This is a genomic window from Streptomyces sp. NPDC055506, assembly GCF_053643595.1.
In genome coordinates this window covers 63,460-84,048 of the sequence record NZ_JBSHKH010000010.1, presented here as the reverse complement: position 1 = coordinate 84,048, position 20,589 = coordinate 63,460, and the positions used below count along the sequence as shown (strand labels likewise).

General features: G+C 70.8%; 17 protein-coding genes. 5 read left to right on the top strand and 12 right to left on the bottom strand.

Annotated features, from left to right (window positions below; genetic code table 11):
- Window positions 1–4: 4 nt before the first annotated feature.
- On the bottom strand, window positions 5–1,417 hold the full coding sequence (locus ACWIF2_RS06700) for a hypothetical protein (protein WP_454358962.1): 1,413 nt from the start codon (window positions 1,415–1,417) through the stop codon (window positions 5–7).
- 18 nt (window positions 1,418–1,435) lie between these two features.
- A complete protein-coding gene (locus ACWIF2_RS06695) occupies window positions 1,436–1,906 on the bottom strand; it encodes a GtrA family protein (protein WP_454358960.1) in 471 nt (156 codons plus the stop codon).
- Window positions 1,907–2,002: 96 nt separating this feature from the next.
- On the opposite strand from ACWIF2_RS06695, the gene ACWIF2_RS06690 reads away from it, so the two are divergent.
- Window positions 2,003–2,995 (top strand): glycosyltransferase family 2 protein, encoded by a 993-nt coding sequence (locus ACWIF2_RS06690; protein WP_454358958.1) that lies wholly within the window; start codon window positions 2,003–2,005, stop codon window positions 2,993–2,995.
- A gap of 234 nt (window positions 2,996–3,229) precedes the next feature.
- On the top strand, window positions 3,230–3,790 hold the full coding sequence (locus tag ACWIF2_RS06685; RefSeq protein ID WP_454358956.1) for a hypothetical protein: 561 nt from the start codon (window positions 3,230–3,232) through the stop codon (window positions 3,788–3,790).
- Here the strand turns inward: ACWIF2_RS06685 and ACWIF2_RS06680 are convergent.
- On the bottom strand, window positions 3,783–4,295 hold the full coding sequence (locus tag ACWIF2_RS06680) for a DUF2165 domain-containing protein (RefSeq protein WP_454358955.1): 513 nt from the start codon (window positions 4,293–4,295) through the stop codon (window positions 3,783–3,785). The two genes, ACWIF2_RS06685 and ACWIF2_RS06680, sit on opposite strands and share 8 nt — an antisense overlap.
- Window positions 4,296–4,493: 198 nt before the next feature.
- On the opposite strand from ACWIF2_RS06680, the gene ACWIF2_RS06675 reads away from it, so the two are divergent.
- Window positions 4,494–6,893 (top strand): tetratricopeptide repeat protein, encoded by a 2,400-nt coding sequence (locus ACWIF2_RS06675; RefSeq protein WP_454358954.1) that lies wholly within the window; start codon window positions 4,494–4,496, stop codon window positions 6,891–6,893.
- Here the strand turns inward: ACWIF2_RS06675 and ACWIF2_RS06670 are convergent.
- On the bottom strand, window positions 6,890–7,459 hold the full coding sequence (locus ACWIF2_RS06670; RefSeq protein WP_454358953.1) for an N-acetyltransferase family protein: 570 nt from the start codon (window positions 7,457–7,459) through the stop codon (window positions 6,890–6,892). The genes ACWIF2_RS06675 and ACWIF2_RS06670 overlap by 4 nt on opposite strands.
- A gap of 156 nt (window positions 7,460–7,615) precedes the next feature.
- Here ACWIF2_RS06670 and ACWIF2_RS06665 point away from each other — a divergent pair, with 156 nt between their 5' ends.
- The gene (locus tag ACWIF2_RS06665; RefSeq protein WP_454358952.1) at window positions 7,616–8,731 is read left to right on the top strand and encodes an ADP-ribosylglycohydrolase family protein; all 1,116 of its coding nucleotides are present in this window, start codon (window positions 7,616–7,618) and stop codon (window positions 8,729–8,731) included.
- A gap of 20 nt (window positions 8,732–8,751) precedes the next feature.
- Here ACWIF2_RS06665 and ACWIF2_RS06660 read toward each other — a convergent pair whose 3' ends face one another.
- Window positions 8,752–10,323: a sodium:solute symporter family protein gene (locus ACWIF2_RS06660; RefSeq protein ID WP_454358951.1), complete on the bottom strand. Its 1,572-nt coding sequence runs from the start codon at window positions 10,321–10,323 to the stop codon at window positions 8,752–8,754.
- 126 nt (window positions 10,324–10,449) lie between these two features.
- Window positions 10,450–11,238 carry an SDR family oxidoreductase gene (locus tag ACWIF2_RS06655; protein WP_454358950.1) on the bottom strand — a complete coding sequence of 263 codons (789 nt, stop codon included), beginning with the start codon at window positions 11,236–11,238 and terminating at the stop codon, window positions 10,450–10,452.
- A 96-nt stretch (window positions 11,239–11,334) separates the two neighbouring features.
- Between ACWIF2_RS06655 and ACWIF2_RS06650 the strand changes: the two genes are divergently transcribed.
- Window positions 11,335–12,174: a hypothetical protein gene (locus ACWIF2_RS06650; protein WP_454358949.1), complete on the top strand. Its 840-nt coding sequence runs from the start codon at window positions 11,335–11,337 to the stop codon at window positions 12,172–12,174.
- A 19-nt stretch (window positions 12,175–12,193) separates the two neighbouring features.
- Here the strand turns inward: ACWIF2_RS06650 and ACWIF2_RS06645 are convergent, their stop codons facing one another.
- The 6 genes from ACWIF2_RS06645 to ACWIF2_RS06620 form a co-directional block, all read right to left on the bottom strand.
- Entirely contained in the window at window positions 12,194–13,483 is a 1,290-nt protein-coding gene (locus ACWIF2_RS06645) for an ATP-binding protein (RefSeq protein WP_454358948.1), read from the bottom strand.
- 40 nt (window positions 13,484–13,523) lie between these two features.
- A complete protein-coding gene (locus ACWIF2_RS06640; protein ID WP_454358947.1) occupies window positions 13,524–13,934 on the bottom strand; it encodes a hypothetical protein in 411 nt (136 codons plus the stop codon).
- A 28-nt stretch (window positions 13,935–13,962) separates the two neighbouring features.
- Complete coding sequence (locus ACWIF2_RS06635; protein ID WP_454358946.1) at window positions 13,963–14,442, bottom strand: hypothetical protein; 480 nt, start codon at window positions 14,440–14,442, stop codon at window positions 13,963–13,965.
- 358 nt (window positions 14,443–14,800) lie between these two features.
- Window positions 14,801–15,478 (bottom strand): Crp/Fnr family transcriptional regulator, encoded by a 678-nt coding sequence (locus ACWIF2_RS06630; RefSeq protein ID WP_454358945.1) that lies wholly within the window; start codon window positions 15,476–15,478, stop codon window positions 14,801–14,803.
- A gap of 205 nt (window positions 15,479–15,683) precedes the next feature.
- The gene (locus ACWIF2_RS06625) at window positions 15,684–17,561 is read right to left on the bottom strand and encodes an MFS transporter (RefSeq protein WP_454358944.1); all 1,878 of its coding nucleotides are present in this window, start codon (window positions 17,559–17,561) and stop codon (window positions 15,684–15,686) included.
- Window positions 17,562–17,757: 196 nt separating this feature from the next.
- Window positions 17,758–20,430, bottom strand: coding sequence for a D-alanyl-D-alanine carboxypeptidase (locus ACWIF2_RS06620; protein ID WP_454358943.1), 2,673 nt, complete (start codon window positions 20,428–20,430; stop codon window positions 17,758–17,760).
- Window positions 20,431–20,589 lie beyond the last annotated feature (159 nt).

The following is a 20,589-nucleotide window of genomic DNA, read 5'->3' as shown; positions in this document are numbered from 1 at the left end:
CGGTCTACTGGCCCCCGGCGTCCGCCGGCTGATGCGTCGCCAGGGCGCGGTCGGCCGGGGCGCCGGGGCCTTTCGGTGGCGGGGGCGTCGCGCCCCGGCCCAGCCACAGCAGGACCAGCCCGAGGGAGCAGGCGATCGCCGGCCAGTAGATGTAGCGGTAGTCCGTCGCGGGCATGATCGGCAGATAGCCGAGGATGTAGGCCGCCGAGCTGATGCCCAGCGCCCGGACCGGCATGGAGAACACGCTCTTGCCCGGGCGGACGGCCAGTACCAGCGCCACGGCGAGCCAGAACCAGCCCCGGAACAGCCACCGCAGGTCCCCGGCCATGCCGTCGACGTAGGTGCCGAGCATGTCCTCGAGACGGGGGTGCGCCACCTCGATGCCCAGGTCGTTGCGGGTGATCCCCGCCTTGTAGTGATAGCCGGTCTCGAACAGCAGACTCGCGAAGAGCCGCAGCCGGTACTGCAGATACCCCGGCACATGCCCGCTCATCTCGTCCAGCCACAGGGACGTGATCTCGCCCGAGTCTCCGCGCAGCCCGTCCGCCGGGCGGGCGTAACAGGCCCAGTAGGCGTCCGACAGGGCGCCGACCCGTCTGCACTCCTCGGCGGCGGACACCAGCCGTCCCCTGAGGCCGGGGGACACGTCCGCCGACCGGAGTTCGTCCACCCTCAGGACGTGGACCAGGTCGTCGAGCATGATCTGCGCGCCCTGTTTCGTCTCCAGGGGCCGGGCGAACAGGGAGATGGCTGCGGCCGGCACGACCAGGGCGGCCACGAGCGACGCCGTGCACATCACCCACGTACGGCGTCCGGGAGTGCGCCACAGCGCGAGGACCAGCATGACGAAGACGGGGATCGCGGCGAAGAAGGCGTTCTTGCGAACCAGCATGGCGTACGCGAGGAACAGCACGCCCAGCCCGAGCAGCCCCCACCGCAGGGCGGGACGGCGCAGGTCCCGGTCCCGCAGCCGCAGCCCGGTGAACGCGACCGCGCAGGCGGCGAGCAGCGCGAACGCCGCGTGGACGTCCTTCCACACCACCCCTACGAACGTCATCACCCAAGGGGTCAGCCCGAGCCCGAGCACGGCGAGTGAACCGGCGCGCCTCCCGGTCAGCTTGTAGACGCACCAGGCCAGAGTCCAGAGCGCGCCCCAGAAGAGCAGTGACTGGACAACGGCCATGGACGCGAACGACCCGGTCACGGCGATCAGCGCACGCCACACCAGGCTCAACACCGGCGGGTGCCAGTCCGTCAGGGGCAGCTTGCCCTCGGCCTGGCGGAGCTGCTCGAGGCTGTCGGGACTCAGGTAGCCCGGGGCGAAGACCAGGATCGTGCCCAGACAGCAGACCGCGGCGACGGCGGCCAGTACCCAGACCCAGCGCCGCACCCGCGGCATCCATCCGATTTGTCCCATAAGTCGGATGCTAACGGCTCACGGGACGACGAAGACGTAGCGCCGATAGGCGTAGAAGCGGAACAGGGTCGCGAGCACCCAGCCGAAGATCCGGGCGGTGTTGTCGCTGAGCGCCGAGTCGAGCCCGAGCAGCTGCCGGGAGGCGAAGACCGTGCCCGCGGTGATGGCGAGCCCGACGCCGTTCGCCACCAGGAACAGGACGAGTTCGCGGGTCACCTTCTCGCGGTGCTGGTCGCGGTAGGTCCAGTAGCGGTTCCCGGCCCAGCTGAACAGCGCGGCCGCCGTCGTCGCGATGACGGACGCCTGCACCGGGGAGGCCCGCATCGGCCCGCCCTCCGCGCCGCCGGGCAGGCCGAAGACCAGCAGGTTGTAGCCGCCGTTGTCCACGACGAAGGCCAAGGCGCCGACGACTCCGAACTTGGCGGCCTCGCGCCAGACGCCCTTGACGGCGTCACGCGCACGCAGCGCGACAGTTGCGAGGACCGGCACACGGTGAGACTAACGGCCCGGCGCGCCCTCGCCGACCAGACCCGCCCATATCGCATTATTTTCGTCGTATTCGGTACCGGTTCGAGAGGAGCAGCCGTGCAACCGACGATCGCGTGTGTCGTGCCGTGTCACAACGAGGAGGCGGCCATCGGCAAGGTGGTCCGCGACCTGCGGGCGGCGCTCCCCGAGGCCGTCGTCTACGTGTACGACAACGCCTCCACCGACCGCACGGTGGAGATCGCCCGGGGAGCGGGCGCGATCGTCCGGGAGGAGCCCCGCAAGGGCAAGGGCAATGTCATCCGGCGCGCCTTCGCCGACGTCGACGCGGACGCGCTCCTCCTGATCGACGGCGACGACACCTACGACGCCACCCGCGCCCGGGACCTGGTGGACCTGCTCTTCGAAGGGCCCTACGACCAGGTCGTCGGCGCCCGCCGGGTGACGGTCGACGGGGCCTACCGGGCAGGACACGCGGTCGGCAACAAGGTGCTCACCGGGACCGTGCGGTCCCTGTTCGGCAACGACGTGACCGACATGCTCAGCGGCTACCGGGTCTTCTCGCGGCGCTTCGTGAAGTCCTTCCCGGCGCTGGCCCGCGAGTTCGAGACCGAGACCGAGATGACGATCCACGCGCTGCACCTGCGGCTGCCCACCGCGGAGGTCGTCGTGGACTACCGGGTCCGGCCCGCCGGCGGCGAGAGCAAACTGCGCACCTACCGGGACGGCTGGCGCATCCTGCGGGTCATCCTGGACCTGGCGCGGCGCGAGCGCCCCTCGCTCGTCCACACCGTGATCGCGGGCGTGCTGGCCCTGGTCTCGCTCATCCTCGGCATCCCCGTCATCGCCGACTTCATCGAGACGGGCACCGTGCCCCGGGTCCCCACGGCCATCCTCGCCGCCGCCATCATGACCATCGCGGCCCTCGTCCTGCTCGTGGGCTACATCCTCGAGTCCCTCACGCACATGCGGCAGGAGCAGTCCCGGCTCGTCCACCTCTCCTACCCGGCCCCCGCCCGCGCGCCGCTCCACACCGCCCATGGCGCCGGCACGGGCCCGGTGCCCGTCCGCAAGACCGCCGACGGCCGCTGAGACCGACGGCCGCTGAGACCGACGGCCGCTGAGACCGACGGTCGCTGTGGCCGAATCGGCCGGGGTCGGGACGTGTGTCGGAAACCGTGAACACTTTCGCGAAAAGTGTTCACGGTTTCCGGGAGAGGGCTGGGACGGCGTGGTGTCCACCGCCCCTGAAGAGGCGGGCGCGCAGTACGATGATCGGAACCCCGCCTGCTGTACGGGGTCCCGTGACTGAGGAGATGCGTGCCCGTGCCTGCCCGACTTCCTTCGTGGGCCTGGACGACCGGGCTGACCGTGGGAGCGATAGCCGCGGTGACGGTCCTGGCCGTGCAGGCGGACCGGGGCCCGCATCCCACCGCCTCCTCGGCCAAGCCGAGCAGCGCGGCGTCTGCGGGCGTGCGGCCCACCCCCTCCGCGTCCGCCCCGACCCGGGTGCCCGACGGCTCCGGCACCGGCCGGCGCGTCGTCTACTCCCTCGGCGAGAAGCGGGTGTGGCTGGTCGACGCGAGCGAGGGGAGCCGCCGTACGTTCACCGTGTGGCCGGGCACGGTCAGCCCCGACCCCGGCTCGTACACGGTGTCGTCGCGCATGGAGAGTACGACCGGCTCGGACGGCGTCCAGATCGAGCACATCATGTACTTCGCCGCGAAGTCCGGCGTCTCCGTCGCCTTCTCCAACGCGGTCGACGGCGCCTCACCGCCGCCCGCCGCCTCCGGCACGAAGACGGGCGGGGTCCGGATGCGGAAGGCGGACGGCACGGCACTGTGGGCGTTCGGCACGGTCGGTACGACCGTGACCGTGGTCAGGTAGTGGAGGATTCCGTCCGCGCGACCGGCAACTGGTTGACGATCAGCACGACACCGCTGAACAGGAAGACCCGGGTCGCCGCGTCCAGTCCGTTCCAGCTCTTCGACTGCCACATCGAGAACCACTCGCCGCCGATCCCGATGAACCCGGCCCCGAACAGCAGCATCACCATCAGCAGTCCGTAGGTCGACAACTGCCGGGCACGCCGCTGATCACGTCTGGCCCACAGCCAGGTCCCGGCTATGAGGACGAACGCGGCGACGGTCTCCCACGCGATGATCGCGATGTAGGCGGCGTCCTGAAGCGCCTCGCTGGTGATGGCCCGCCACATCAGGTCCTCGTCCTTGAACGTGGTGTCCATGGCCAGCACATGCCGGACGAACTGCTGGTTGGTGCCGAAGTCGGTGATGTTCCCGAAGGCGACGAGCGCCATGTAGAGAGCGATGGTGGCGGTGAGCAGCATGGCGGCAAGAGGCAGCACGCCGCGTGAAGTTGGGGAGGTGGCCATGCCGATCATTCTCCCCGGACGCCGGGGCGAGCGCGAGACAATGACGGCGGAAGCCGACCGGGCGAGACGAGGGGAACGTACGGATGGCGCAGCCGGGACCGTCGATGCAGGACCTGATACGGCAACGCACCCGGGCCGGCTTCATCGGCCGGAGGGCCGAACGGGCCCTGTTCCGCGCGAACTTCGCCACCGCCCCGGATGACGAACGCCACCGCTTCCGCTTCCATGTTGCACGGCAACGCGGGCGTCGGAAAGACCTTCCTGCTGCGGGATCTGGAGCAGATCGCCCGTGAACAGGGCGCGCTGACCGCGTACGTGGACGACAGCGCCGGCAGTGTGCCGGAGGTGATGGCGGAGATCAGCCGGCAGTTCACCGCCCAGGGGCGCAGGCTGAAGGAGCTGAACCGCCTGCTCGCCGCCCACGAGGAGCGCCGCCATGAGGCGACCGTGGCCGCGCTCGCCGCACTGGACGGGCAGCCGGAGGACACCGGCCCGTCGACGGGCGGGAGAGTGGTGGCCCGGGGCGGCGTGATCGCGCTGGGGATGGTCCCGGTGGTCGGCCCCCTCGCGGGCATGCTCGACACGGAGCAGTTCGCGGGCGGGGTGGACCGGCTCCGGGAGAGCGTGATGGCCCGCTTCCGCAACCACGAGGACGTGCAACTGGTCTTCGCCCCCGAGCAGGTGCTGACCCCCGTGCTGCTGCGTGAACTCACCGACGCGACGGCCTCGGTCCCCTGGATCGCCCTGTTCTTCGACACGTACGAGCGGACGGCCCCGTACCTGGACCACTGGCTGCACGAGACGATGACAACCGACCGCCACGGTGCCGTGCCCGCAACGCTCGTCGTGGTCACGGCGGGCCAACGCCCCCTGGGCGCGACCCGTTGGGGCGGTGTGCGGGACTTCGTGGCGGAGGTCCCGCTGGCCCCCTTCACCGAGGCGGAGGCACGCGGCCTGCTGGCCGGGAAGGGGGTGACCGCCGAACCGGTCGTCGAGGAGGTTCTGCGCCTCACCGGTGGCCTCCCCGTCCTGGTCTCCACCCTCGCCGAGTCCCGCCCCACCGACGCGGAGGACGTCGGCGACCCGAGCGCCACGGCGGTCGACCGCTTCCTGAAGTGGGAGCAGGACCCGGCCCGCCGGGCCGCCGCGCTGTCCTGCGCGCTGCCGAGGTGGCTGGACGGGGATGTGTTCCGTGCGGCGGCCGACTGCCCGGAGGAGGAACTTCCCTCCCTCTACGCGTGGTTGCGGGGCATGCCGTTCGTCGTCGAGCGCGCCGGGGGACGGCTGCGCTACCACGACGTCGTACGGGCGCCGATGCTGCGCGCCGAACGGCGGCGGTCGCCACGCGGATGGGCCGAGCGGCAGCGGCGGTTGGCGCGGACGTTCCGGGAATGGCGGGAGGAGGCCGGACGAGGGCTGGAAGATCTCTGGTCGCACGACACCTGGCGGGACCTGCGCCAGGCCGAGTCGTACCACCTCCTCTGCGCGGGTGAGCGGGACGCATTGCCGCAGGCGCTGGGGGACTTCGTCCACGCCTGTGAAGCCGGTGAGGTCATGGCCGTGCGATGGGCACGAGTCCTGGTGGACGCCGGACAGGACGCCGATGTGGAGCCGGTGGCCGAGTGGGGGACGAAGCTGACGGACGCACTCGACGCGGAGGGGATCGGCGCGGCCCTCGGCCTGCTCCTGAGCCGTGCGGTACTCGACGCGCCGGCCCAGGCCCGCGCCCGAGTCGTCCGGGGCGACGAGCTGCGCGGCGAGGGCGCGTACGCGCAGGCCCTCGCCGAGTACGACCGGGCCGTCGCCCTCGATCCCGGACTCGCGGTCGCCTACCGCCACCGGGCCGGGATCCGCGGGGACCGGGGCGACCACGACGCGGCGATCGCCGACCTGGACCGGGCGGTGGCGCTGGAGCCGAACCACGCCGGGTATGTCGCCCTGCGCGGCGAACACCACCGCATCGCCCGGCACGACTCGGAGGCGATCCGGGACCTGACCGAAGCGATCCGCCTGGACCCGGCCAACGACTTCGCCTGGGCGTCCCGGGGCGCCACACACGAACGCCGGGGAGACCTGGAAGCTGCCCTCTCCGACCTGGGCCGGTCACTGGACCTCAAGCCGGACTACGCCTGGGCGCTCGCCCGCCGCGCCCGGGTGTGGCGGGCCCTGGGCGACTCCGCCCGCCAACTGGCCGACCTCGACCGCGCCCTCGCCCTGACCCCCGACTGGCCGTGGGCCCGCTGCGAACGCGGTGACGCCCTGCGTGCCGCCGGTCGCGACGAGGAGGCCGTCGCCGACCTCGACCACGCGCTCGCCCTGGACCCCGCCTACACCTCGGCCTACGCCAGCCGGGGCGCGTCCCTCGCCCACCTCGGCCGCCACACCGAAGCCCTCACGGACCTGAACCGGGCCGTGGAACTCCGCCCGGGCTACGTCTGGGCCCTGTGCCGCCGGGCCGCGCTCCACGCGACCATGTCCCGGCCCGAGGAGGCCCGCGCCGATGTGGAACGCGTACGCGAACTGGATCCCGGGGCACTGGAACGCCTCTCGGATGCGGACCGCGCGGTACTGGGGCCGTTCCTCGCGGGCGTGGATTAGCGCTCCGTCGCGAACTCCAGGAACTCGGACCAGGCGCCGCCGGTGAATGCCAGACGCCCGAGTTCCTTCTCCAGCAGCGTGAAGGACTTGGGCGTGCCGCCCGGCTGGGGCTTGCCCTCCTTGTGGCCCACTATTCGGTAGCCCGCCTCGCGGTAGTACGCGGTGAGCGCGGTGTTGCCGGCCAGGCAGTCCAGGCGTACGTGGGTTCGGCCCGCCGCAGCTACGCGGCGTTCCGCGGCCTCCAGCAGCAGCCGCCCCGTCCCGGGCGTGGACGCGCTCCGGTCCACCATGAGCCGGTGCACGTACCCGGCCACAGGTGGCTGTGGGCCCCAGGCCGCCTCGTCCTCCCACCACAGTTCCCAGGCGCCGGCGACGCCCCCGCCCGCCTCCGCGAGCCAGACCTCGCCCCGTGTCATGACCCGGCGGAAGTGGGACTCGTCCAGCTCTCCCGGCTGCCACTGCCCGGTGATGCCCCGGGCCAGCATCCATCGGGCCGCGTCGTCGCGGAGGCGGACGAGGGTGGACAGATCGGCCTCGGTGGCCGGGCGCACACGTAGATCGTTCACCCAGGGATCCTCGCACGCCTGTCCGATGTCTCGAACGCTGAGAGCGACGGTCCGTAAACCGCAAGTGAAGACGGTATTCCGCCCGCTGAACCCACCGTCCCCGTTCGATTACAGTGCCTAGCTGTCGTACGTATGGACGGTCCCTGGGAGGTCAAGGTGGGTGCGACTGCCGGCGCCGTCTGGGGCCGTACGGAGCAGCAGGACTTCCGCAGCCGGGTGCGCGGCACGCTGCTCGGCGTGGCCGTGGGGGACGCGCTGGGCACGCCCGTGGACGGGCTGCGGATCGACGGGATCAGGGAGGCGCACGGGGCCGAGGGGCTGGTCGATCTGGCCCCCGCCTACGGCAGACGCGGCGCTGTCACGCACATCACGCAGCTCACCCTGTTCTCCGTGGACGGACTGATCCGGGCCCAGGTGCGCCGCGACACCGGAGCCTGGCATCCGCCCACCGATGTGCACCGGGCGTATCTGCGCTGGGCCGCCACCCAGCGGGACTGGGGACCCGACGAGCGCCGCAAGGACGACGGCTGGCTCGCGCGGGAGGAGTGGCTGTACGCGCGGCGCGATCCCGACCGCTCCCTGCTGCTGGGGCTCGGCGACGAGATCATGGGCACCCCGGACGCGCCCAAGAACCCCGGTGCGGCCGGACCCGAGGCCGCCACCCGGTCCGCCCCGTTCGGACTGCTGGTGGGATGGGAGCCGCAGCTGGTCGCGCAGCTCGCCGTCGAGTGCGCGGCGCAGACCCACGGGCACCCCACGGCCTCGCTCGCGGCGGGCGCGTACGCCGTGATCGTGCATGCCCTCGCCCTCGGCGAGAGCCTCGACGGTGCCGTGCAGCGGGCCTTCGCGATGCTGGCCGCCCGGCCCGGGCACCAGCCCGTGTCGGACGCCCTCCAGCACGCGCTGGGCGCCGTACGGCAGGGCATGCCCGGCCCGGAGCGCGTGAGCGAGCTGTGCGGAGCCGGTACGGCGGAGAGCCTCGTCGGCGCCGCCGTGTACTGCGCCCTCGTCGCCGCCGACGTCCGGCACGGGCTGTGTCTCGCCGTCAACCACGACGGCCCGTCCGCCGCCACCGGCGCGCTGACCGGCGGCCTGCTGGGCGCCCTGCACGGGGAAACGGCCCTCCCCCCGGCCTGGCTGGCCGAGCTGGAGGGCCGTCCCACCGTCCTGGAGCTGGCCGACGACTTCGCCATGGAGATGACCCAGGGGCCCGCCCTGCACGGGCCCGGGGGATCGTCGCCGGGGTGGCTCGCCCGCTACCCCCGGGCCTGACCGGCACAGGCACCCAAGGGTCACTCCCGGGCCGTCGTCCGTACCACCTCGTCCGCGGGACCGGCCGGCGCCGGGACCGCCGCGGCCGCCGCCCCGTCCCCGTCCGTGTTGATCTTCTCGATCAGCGCCAGCCGCTCCGGGGTGTCCTCCGGCTTGATGTAGCCGACGAGGATGTAGAGGACCAGGGACACCGCCAGCGGTATCGAGACCTGGTACTGGAGCGGGACGCCGCCCTCGACGTTCCAGTGGATCGGGTAGTTCACCAGCCAGAACGCGAGCAGGCCCATCGACCAGCTGACGAGCGCGGCCGTCGGGCCGGAGCGGCGGAACGCCCGCAGCAGGCCCAGCATCATCGGGATGGCCATCGGGCCCATCAGACCGGCCACCCACTTGATGACGACCGTGATGATGTCCTTGAACGCGGGGGAGTTGACCTGGGTCGCCGCCGCCATGGACAGGCCGAGGAAGACGACCGTCGCGATCCGGGCGACCCGCAGGCCCTGGCTCTGGTTCCACGTCCGTGCCCTGGCCCAGATCACCGGCGCGCAGTCCCGGGTGAACACCGCCGCGATGGCGTTGGCGTCCGAGGAGCACATGGCCATCGTGTGCGAGAAGAAGCCGACGATGACCAGGCCCAGCAGGCCGTGCGGCAGGAGCTGTTCGGTCATCAGGGCGTAGGAGTCGGAGCCGTCCGGCTTCTGCGACTCGACCAGCAGCGGCGACATCCACATCGGGAAGAACAGCACCAGCGGCCAGACCAGCCACAGGACCGCCGAGAGCCGCGCCGACCGCTCGGCCTCCTTCGCGTTCGGCGTGGCCATGTAGCGCTGGGCCTGGTTGAGCATGCCGCCGTTGTACTCGAAGAGCTTGATGAAGAGGAACGCGAGCAGGAAGACCGTGCCGTACGGGCCGACCAGCGGCTTCTCATGGCCCTGGAGTTCGGGGGAGTCCCAGACCCCGAAGAAGCCGCCGTGGTCGTCGAGCCGGACGAAGACGGCCACGAACATCGCGATGCCGGCCAGCAACTGGATGATGAACTGGCCGAGTTCGGTCAGCGCGTCCGCCCACAGGCCGCCGATCGTGCAGTAGATCGCCGTGATGGCACCGGTGATGAGGATGCCCTGGTTCAGGGAGATCCCGGTGAACACCGACAGCAGCGTCGCGATCGCCGCCCACTTCGCGCCCACGTCGACGATCTTCAGCAGCATGCCGGACCAGGCCAGCGCCTGCTGGGTCTTCAGGTCGTAACGGTTCTTCAGGTACTCCAGCGGGGAGGCCACATGCAGGCGCGAGCGCAATCGGTTGATGCGCGGCGCGAACAGCTTCGACCCGATGGCGATGCCGAGGGCGATCGGGAAGGACCAGGTGACGAAGGAGGTGACGCCGTAGGTGTAGGCGATGCCCGCGTACCCGGTGAACATCACCGCGCTGTAGCCCGACATGTGGTGGGAGATGCCGGAGAGCCACCAGGGCATCTTGCCGCCGGCGGTGAAGAAGTCGCTGACGTTGTCCACGCGTTTGTGCGACCAGACGCCGATCGCGACCATCACGGCGAAGTAGCCGATGAGCACGGCCCAGTCGAGACCGTTCATGTGCGCCCTCCCAGGGGTCAGCCCGGCGCTCATCGTGGACGCTACCGCGTGAACACGACAAGTGACGGTAAGGTCAAGGAGGGGTAAAAATGTTCGGCGTGATGGCCTTGGTTCACCTACATGAACTCATCGCATTAACTCCCCTGCGTTGACCAGCAATGACTGTCCGGTGATCGACCGGGCCCGGTCCGACGCCAGGAACACCGCCGCGTCGGCCACATCCGAGTCCGCCGCCAGCTCGGGCAGTGCCATCCGCCCGGTCAGCCGCTCCAGGACCACCGCCTCGGGTACGCCCTCCGTCTGTGCCGTGAAGCGCACATACGCCTGCACCGGCGGCCCCCACATCCAGCCCGGCAGCACGGTGTTGACCCGGATCCGGTACGGCCCCAGCTCCCGCGCCAGCGAGTACATCGCGCTGGTCAGCGCACCCTTCGAGGCCGCGTACGCCGCCTGCCGCACCTGGGACGGAGCCGCCACCGCCGACTGCGTCCCGACGAACACCACCGACCCGCCGCCGCCCTTCTTCAGTGCCGGCAGACAGGCCCGGGTCATCCGCAGCGTGCCCAGCAGGTTCACGTCCAGCACCGCACGCCACGTCTCGAAGTCCGCGTCCTCGACACCGCCGAAGTAGCTGTCCAGCGCGGCCACATGCACCACCGCGTCGATCCGCCCGAACCGCTCCGCCGCCAGCCCCGCCAGCGCCTCGCACTGCGCCTCGTCGGCGATGTCGGTCGCCCGGTACGCCGTGCGCGTCCCGTCCGGATCGAGCTCGGCGGCCGTCTTCGCCAGGTTCGCCTCCGTCCGGGCACCGAGCACGGCCCGCCCGCCGTCCCGTACGACGGCCGCCGCGACCTGCCGCCCAAGACCGGCCCCGACTCCCGACACCACGACCGTCTTCCCCGCGAGCACTGACATGACAGAACCTCCCCGAAGCCGGACCGGACCGGACCCCTGGCGCTTTATCTGACGGAGCGTCAGAGTATGGGCCTGTCACCGACGAAGGGGAAGGGCATGAGCGACGACACCCGCAGCGAGCTGTACGCCGAACTGGCCGCCGTCGGCCCCTACGGCACCCACCCCGGCCACGCCCTGATCACCATGGTCGAACCGCACCCGGGCCACGAGTACGCCTACAACCGCTGGTACGAGGACGACCACTACTACGCCGGCGCGATGGCCATGCCCTGGATGTACGCGGGCCGCCGCTGGGTGGCGACCCGGGACCTGCAACTCCTGCGCTACCCCGAGAAGTCGGCGATCGCCCAGCCCGTCACCACGGGCTGCTACCTCTCCACCTACTGGATCACCGCCGGCCGCTACGACGACCACATGCGCTGGACTGTCTCCATCAACAAGCGCCTCAACCGCGACGGCCGCGTCTACCAGGACCGCACCCACGTCCTCACCGCGTTCCAGGACCACGAGGCGACCGTGTACCGGGACGGCGCGGCGGGCCCGAGGGACCAGCACGCCCTCGACCACCCCTACGCCGGCCTGGTCCTCCAGGTCGTCGAGGCCGACACCCCCGAGCAGCGCGCCGAACTCCTGGAGTGGCTGCGCTCCCGCCACCTCCCCAAGCGCCTCGCGGGCTCCCCGGCGGCCATGGTGACGGCCTTCCGCCCGACCCCGCTCCCCGGCGACCGCATGACCTACGTCAAGCAGGTCGAGGGCGTCGACACCCGCCTGACCCTGCTGTGGTTCCTCCAGACGGACCCCAGGGAGTGCTGGCAGAGCCACTTCACCGGCCTCGACACGGCGGTGGCGGAATCGGGGCTCGGCAGGGTGGAACTGGTGGCACCGTTCGTCCCTACGGTGCCGGGCACGGACCGTTACGTCGGCGAGCTGCGGTGAGTCCTCCGGTCTCCTGACGTCATTCGTCGTTCGGGGAATCCGACGCAAGACCGAGGTCCTGCTCGGTGAGTTCGCGTAGTCGCGGAGGCGTGGGCCGCCCCTCACCCATCATGCTCTTGCCGTTGCGGACGTCGTCCACGGCATCGATGACGTCCGTCTCCGCCAGCACGGCCTGCTCCTCCCCGGCAGTTACGCGCTCCAGCAGGCGCAGAGAGGCCAGGTACATGACGTTGGCCAGGTCGCCACCGCTCAGTCCCTCGCTGCGCGCGGCCAGTGCGGCGAAGTCCAGTGACTCCTTCCCGGGCAAGCGCGCAGGGGTGTGCAGAGCGAGGATGCGGGCGCGGGACTGCTCGTCCGGGAGCGGGAACTCGACGTGATCGAGGATCCGGCGAAAGAACGCCTGATCGTAGTTCGAGGGCAGATTGGTGGCGAAGAGCACCACACCGTCGAATTCCTGAAGTTGCATGAGCATGACCGCCCGGGTGCTGTTGACCGCGGTGTCGTACGACTGCCGGACCTCTCGCACCCGGGCGCCGAGAAAGGAATCCGCCTCGTCGAAGAAGAGGACGGCCTGCTGTTCCCTGGCGGCATCGAATACGGCCTTGATGTTCTTGGACGTCTCGCCCACATAGGCCGATTCGAGCTGCGCGTAATCCACCACCAGCAGGGGGCGGCCCAGCTCGTGGGCGACGGCCTTGGCTGCCAGTGACTTCCCGGTCCCGGAGGGGCCGACGAAGTTCAGGGAACTTCCCAGGCGGTTCTCGTAGCCGGGAATGTCGTAAAAACCCCAGTCCCGCAGGGTGTCGCGATGGCGGAGCACCGTCACATTCCGCAGGAGCCGGTTCTTGGTCGCTTCCGCGAGGACCAGGTCGTCCAGCCCGGCGCTGGGACGGATCAGCTGGTAGAGCGACGCGGGATCGGTGCCGCGCCGGTCAGGGGCGGAATCGTCACGGTCGCTGTCGTGCGCCGCCGGGCTCGCACCGTCGAGGTGTACGTGCAGCAGCGGCACCCCGACGGGCAGGCGAATGGGCACGTCCTGGAGCTGGGCGAGAAGCTGCTCACCGTGCTCCTGGTCGCGATGGCCGGAGACCGCGAAGGCACGCACCTGCGAGGTCCTCTCGGCGAACCGGCTCTCGCACTCCAGGTAGGCCAGACGAGAAGCACCGTGCACCAGGGTTTCGACATCCGACGGCGACGGCGCCAAAACCAGCCGGAATGCCTCCCCCAGCAGCTTCTCCGGGAGTATTTCCTTGATCTGCCCGGCCAGTGAACCGGACAACTCGGGCGGGAACAACGAGACGATCCGCATGGCTTCCCCCACGTTTCTGCCGCGCGCCGTCGCCGGCGGTTCAGCCGTGATCGACGACGTACAGCTTTCCGGTGTCCAGTCCTGTCTGGCCGAACGCCTGACGCTCGGTGTCGGTCAGCGTCACGGTTCGCTTCGCGACGGGTGGCAGGTTCTTCAGCTGATCGAGGCTCTTCACCTCCTCGATCTGGTACGGGGTGGGAACGACCACCGTGGCTTCGCCGCCCTTGAGCCAGACGAACAGCCTCCCGGCCTGCTGGCGGACCCACGAGAAGCCGAACAACCAGTCGAGAACGCTCTTGAAATACCGTCCGACGGTGTTGACCACCCAGGCGGCCGCCGACCCCAGCGCGGCGAACGTCGCCACCAGCAGCCCTTCGATCTGCTCCGCGACCCAGTCGAGCGCGTCGTCGAACCAGTCGTCCAACATGTCCAGCACGTCGCTGAATGCCATGACGGCCACTCCCTCCCCGTACGTCGTGTCAGCTGATTTCCCAGGCGCGCGTGTCGGCCGACCCGGCGGCCGGCCAGGAATCGACAGATGTGCCCTGCCACGGGCCGACCGCGCCGGCCGGCACCTGCTCGACGAGTTGGGGACGCTGCTGCTGAGGGGCCTGGTGGTACACGGCGAAAACGGGCTGGCCCTTGGCCCGTTCCTGACTCACCAGCACCCGGCCAGGCCCGTAGCTGCGGGCTTCCTCCACCGCGTTCCGAAGCGGGACCGGCAGCCCCGAGTGGGGCGTTGACGCGAGCGCGCGGCCCAAGGCCTGCTCGAAGCCGCTTTCCTTGAGTCCGCGACGCATCAGGCCGGTGAAAGTGCGTCGCTCATCGGTGTACGTCGGCCGGTGCAGATCGGCATGGGCGGGCTCCGGCAGTTCGATCCTGCTCCCGGTCAGCGGCAGTGATACGACACAGCGCAGCTTCGACCAGTCGACCGTCCAGGGCAGCACGCCCGCGGCCACTCCGTCCTCGTCCGTGAGCGATTCCGGAGACTCCAGGACTCCCCGTCCACGCTTGTCGACCAGGCAGAACCGGAAGGGTGTGCGTGGAGGGAGGCCGTGCACGGTCACCTGTGCGGCGCCTTCCGGCGTGATCCGCACCCGTGCTGAGGGACGTTCGTTTTGGTCCATGGTCTTCTCCCCGTGCAGGCGATGCCATCGAATCCAGGGCGAACAGGGGTAGGGGCCAGTCAAACGGCGGGTACCGCACCATTAGAGGCCGGTGGTGCTTCCCGACTCCCCGTCCTGCTGCGGGATTTGGCCAAATTTCTCTCGTCGGGAAGCCGGCTTCGCGCCCGCACGGAGCCACGCGCGCCCGGGATCAGGGTGTGCTGCCCGCCGCCTTGCGCAGACCGTCCCAGTCGTGGATCACCACGCGCCGGTAACCGATGGATACGGTTCCGTACGACCGGAGGTCCGCGAGCGCCTCGTTCACCGAGCGCTCCGTCGCTCTCACCAGGGCCGCGAGTTCGCCCTGGTTGAGTCCGACCGCGATCTCCGTTCCGCGCGGTCCCGACAGGCCCCAGCGCACGCCGAGGTCGAGCAGGACCCTGGCGAGGCGGGCGCGGACGGAGCCGACGTCGTCCAGTCGTCGCTGGATCGAGAACCTGAACTTCTCGGTCACGCTCCGGGTGACGGCGGCTGCCGCGGAAGGACGCCGGGCGAGGAAGTCGAGGAATGCCGGTCCGCCGATGCCCAGCGCCACAACCGCTCCGGTCGCTGTCACTGTGGTCGGTCGAGGGCTGCCGTCCAGGACGCCGATCTCACCGACGAGCTCACCCCGGGAGCGTACGGCGAGAAAGACCAGGTCCCCCTCCTCGCTGATCGCGGTCACCTTTACATAGCCGTCCAGCAGGACATAGACCATGTCCGCGACTTCGCCTTGACGCATCAGGACGCTGCCTGCGTCGAACTGACGTCGGGCACCGAGAGCAAGGAATTGCTGCCGGTCTTCCGGTGCCAGCCGGGCTAACACGCTCTCCTCGGCCACGTCGAACATGTCACCACTCCCCCCTGGAACACACCTGTGCAGCCACGGAGGAAGGGGTGATCAGGGGCGGCCGACGGCGCGCGTTGCCCCCTTCACGCCGTCGAGGTCCCCCACCGGCCACTGTGTGCGCGGGATATTACCCACTTTTATGACAGCAATCCGTTGTATGGGGACCTCTGCTCTATGGGGACATTTGTATGAAACCCCGCGGGCTTCAGTGCTGCTCGTCCCGCAGTTCCTTCGGGCAGGGAAGCCCCCGGGGGAACTGGTACGGCGCCGCCAGCCGGTACGTCCCGGCCTTCGGTGCGAGCAGCTCCGTCCAGCGCACGCCCTGGGCGTCCTCCTCCGTGTCCATCAGGCAGCCGTTGACGTTGACGTACGTCTTCGGCTCGCCGTCGGGACGGTTCCTGGACTCCTCCGTCTCCTGCGGCGGCTTCAGGCTCTTGCCCTCGGAGTCGACGACGCTCAGCCACGGCGTGTACGGGATGCGGACCAGGATCCGGCCCGGCTTCTTCACCCGGAGCACCATCTCGCCCTGCTCGGCCCGCTCGACGACGGTGTTCGGCTCGGCCAGCGGGGTGGGGTCGGTGACCTTGAACAGCTGCCAGTTGGCGTCGCCCCAGACCTGGGTCAGATACGGCAGCCCGCGCTGCACCAGCGCCCGCTCCCGCACCCCGCCGTCGCCGTCCGGCTCGCCCTTGGGCAGCACGACGTAGTGCACGCCCCAGCGCTGCAGCCACTCGCGGTAGTTCGCCGAGTTGAGCGTGTCGTCGTAGAAGAGGGGGTTGCGCTCCATGTCGGCCTGGCGGTTCCAGCCGCGGGCCAGGTTGACGTACGGCGCGAGCGCTGCGGCCTCCCGGTGGGAGCGGGCGGGGACGACCTCCACCCGGCTCCTCTCGGCGCCGACCTCCTGCAACTGGTTGAGCAGCGGCGCCAGCTCGCGCGACCAGGACGCCGCCGGGGCCATGTGCACGACGTCGTCGACCGTCTTGAAGCCGATCCACCCGGCGAAGGCGACCATCGCGACCACAGCCGCGTACCACCTGCGGCCGCGCGGCACCGTGTACGGCAGCGCGGCCACCAGCGCGACGCCGGCGAACAGCATTGCGAGCCGCGTGATGTTGGACCCGATCTGGGAGCTGATCAGCCACACCAGCACCACGCCCAGCCCGTACACCGCCGCCGTCAGCCGGACCGTCTTCCAGTCCTTCGGCACCAGGAGGTAGGCGCAGGCCGAGAACGCGACCGGCAGGATCACCGAGCCGAATATCATCGGCTGCGTCCCCGAGAACGGGAACAGCAACGCCGACACCGCCACCACCGCACTCGGCGCCAGCCCCAGCGCCCACGCGCCCGGCCGCCGCTTCTGCAGGAACAGCGCGACCGCCACCAGACCCACGAACAGACCCGCGACCGGCGACGCCATGGTGGCCAGCGCGGCCAGCGGCGCCGCGCTCAGGGCCTTCGCCCAGCGCTTGTAACGCCACCGGTACGGCCAGCAGAACACGACGGCGACCGCGCCGAGCGCGAACATCATGCCGAGGCCGAACGTCACCCGTCCGGACACCGCGTTGCAGAACAGCCCGAACACGCCCGCCAGCGACGCCCACAGGGGGTTGCGGACGGACCTGCTGCGCAGCAGGAGCAGCGTCAGCAGCCCGGCCGACACCGTCCCCGCGATCATCATCGTCGTCCGCACGCCGAGTACCGACATCAGATACGGCGACACGACGCTGTACGAGACCGGGTGCATCCCGCCGTACCAGGCGAGGTTGTACGCCGAGTCCGGGTGCCGGCCGACGAACTCGGCCCACGCGTCCTGCGCGGCGAGGTCACCGCCACTGTTCGCGAACGTGAAGAACCAGACGACGTGGAGCACTCCGGCGAGGCCGGTGACGGACAGGACGGGGTGGCGCAGCATGCGCTCACGCAGCGTCAGTACTGCGGTGCGCAGCCGGGTGTCGCGCTCACGGCCGGTCGTGCCGTCAGCGTCCCGCTCGTCGGTCTCCAGCGTCGTGGGCACGCCTATTCGCGGGCCGGATCCCGGGCCCGGATCGGCTTTCTCGGTGCGTGTCGGCTCCGCAGTGGCCACTGAAAGGCACTCCCCGTGTCCCGTCTTCTGTTCTCAGCTTCTGCTTCCCGGCCGCGTACCGTTCACCCTCGGTTCGCGGCCGCGCCGCCGCGGACGGCGGACTGCCCCGATTCGGGACGCTAGCACGCACCCCGCCGAGCGGAGCCCGGACGGGCCGCTGCCGACGGGGTGCGGTGGTGCGGTTGGGCGTCCCGGCTCAGCCGATGCGCGTGAGCTTGTCGGCGAAGCCCGGCTCCACGAGGTCCTCCTGGAGGGCGACCGGAACCTTGACCGCGCTCGTGCTGCCGTCACCGACGGTGAGCGTGCCCACCTTCTGGCCGGCCTTGGCCGTGTGCGGCAGCTCGTCCGGGGCGAACGTCAGCTTGACGGACAGGCCCGCCCAGCCGACGGCCGTGACGTCCTCGGTGACGGCGACCGGAGTACGGCCGCCGAGACCATCGTCGGCGTACCCGACGATGTCGCCCTTCTTCAGGATCGTCGCCGACTCCAGCGCGCCCTGCGCGGCCCTGATCAGCTTGTCGCCCTCGTGGAGGGCGGCGCCCAGGATCGTGTTGTCCGGACCGCCGGCCGGCTGGCGCACCACGGCGCCGATGACCCGGTGGGTCTCGCCGTCGACGTCCTTCTTCGCGGCGAAGACGAGGTTGCCGAGCGCCGAGGTGGTGGTGCCGGTCTTGATGCCGGTGACGTTGTTGGAGCCGACCAGACGGTTCCAGTTGTCGTGCTTGGTGCCCTTGTAGTCGACGTACGACATCATCGCCGCGACCTCGCGGAAGGCGGGCTGCTCCATGGCGGCCCGGGCGAGCTTCACCTGGTCCACGGCCGTGGACACGGTCGTGTTGTTCAGGCCCGAGGGGTCGGTGTACGTCGAGTTCTTCATGCCGAGGTCCTTGGCGGCGTCGTTCATCTTCTGCACGAACGCCTTCTCGGACCCCGCGTCCCAGCGGGCGAGCAGTCGCGCCACGTTGTTCGCGGACGCGATCAGGATGCTCTCCAGAGCCTCCCGCTGGGTGATCTTGTCGCCCTTCGTCACATCGACGGTGGACTCCTGGCCGGCGTCGGACTGGTCCTCGGCGGCCTGGTCGATCCCGATCTTCGGCCCGTCCTCACCGCTCTTCAGCGGGTGCTCACGCAGGATCACATAGGCGGTCATGACCTTGGCGACGCTCGCGATCGGCACGGGCTTCTGCTCGCCGGACGAGCCGAACGTCCCGATGCCCTGCACATCCAGCGCGGCCTGGCCGTCGGCCGGCCAGGGGATGTCGACCTTGCCGCCCTCGAAGGTGTAGCTGTCCTTCGCGGTGAGCTCGAGCGTGGGCGTCGGCAGCGGGCGCACGCTCTGCACGACCGCGAAGACGATCACGAGCAGCAGCGCCAGCGGCGTCCAGATCTTCACCCGCCGTACGGCCGTCCGCAGCGGGGTGTCCGGGGGCGGCGGGGTGTTCGTCAGCTCGGCCAGCATGTCGAGCGGCGGCCGCGGCGGCAACGGCTGCTGCGTGGTCCGCTCGGGGCTGACGGTGGGGACGGGGGCGGTGGCTTCGGCAGGGGCCGGGGCGGAGGCGGCCGGCTTCTTCGTCGCCGGGTCGTCCAGCTGCTTGAGCGCGACGAACTTGCTGGTCCGCTCGGCGTCCCTCTCGGGGGCGTCCTTGCCCTTGGCCGCGCCCCCGATCTTCAGCATCGTGGTCGGCTGATCGACCGCCGGCCGCGGCGCCTTGAAGACGGCGGTGGGCTGATCGACGCCGGGCTTGACGGGGCCGCCCCCGTCATCCGACTTCTGATCCTTCTCCTGCCCCTCGCCCTCGCCGGTGCCGTCGCCTTCAGCGTCGTCGGCCTTGTCGGCCTTGGCCGGGGCCTCGGTGTCGTCGGCCGCGCGTGGGTCCTTGGGCTCGGCGGTCTTGTCGTCGGTGTCCGCCGTGTCGTCGGCCTTGTCGGCCTTGGCCGGGGCCTCGGTGTCGTCGGCCGCGCGCGGGTCCTTGGGCTCGGCGGTCTTGTCGTCGGCGTCCGCCGCGCTGTCGGCCTTCGTGGTGCTGCCGGCGTCGCTCGCCGTGCCGTCGGCCTCGTCGGGCTTCGTGCCGGACTCGGGCGCGTCGGTGTCGGACTCGGGGGCGTCCGTGTCCGTCTCGCCGGCGGTGGCGGTGGCGGTGGCGGTGGCGGAACGGTCCGCCTCGGGTTCGTCGTCCTCGTCCTGGCTCGCCTCGGCGCCCTCGGACGCCTGCTCTGCGGCTTCCTGGGCCTCAGGGGCGTCCGCAGCGTCCGCAGCCCCGTCAGGGCTCTCGTCCGCGCTCTCGGGGGCCTCCTGGCCGTCCCGGGCGTCCGCGTCGGCCTCGGCGGGCTCGTCAGCGCCCTCGGCCTCCTGGTCGTCCGTCTCGGCCTTCGTGGGCTCGTCAGTGCTCTCGGCGGCCTCCTGGTCGTCCCCGGAGTCCTTCCCGGCACTCTCGGCACGCTCGTCCCGATCCTCGGCGGCGACGGGCTCCTCGTCCGGTTCCGCCGACGCGACCCACGCGGCCACCGCGTCCCTCAGCCGCCCGTCACTGCCCGCGGTGTCCTCGGCGTCACCCGCCGCGCCCTCGGCGCCCGCGTCGCCATCGCCCTGCTCGGCGTCAGGCGTCGCGTCCGTGGGCTTCTTGGGGCCGGGGGAGTCGGGCGGGGTGTCCGTCGGCTCGTCCGGGGCGCGTACGGAGAACACGCGGGTCGCCGTATCGACGCCACCGCGAGCGGAGGACTTCTCCGCGTCCCGGGCCACCGCGAGGCGCGGGTCGCGGGCCTCCGCGGCCGCCTCGCTCCTGGCCTCCGGAACCGGACTCGCGCTCCCCGACGTCTCTTGTGCCGACGACTCGCGCTTCTTCGACCTGTCGGGGGACTCGCCCGCCACCGATGCCTCCTCCTCGCGCCGCACTCCCCGCGTACGCGTAACGAACCGTGAACCGCCGCCGTGACACCGCTCCCCGGCGCTGTCCGAACCATGTACCAGTGTCCTGTGTACGGGTCGAACCGAACCGGTAGACGAGAACGACATACCTACTGGTTCCAC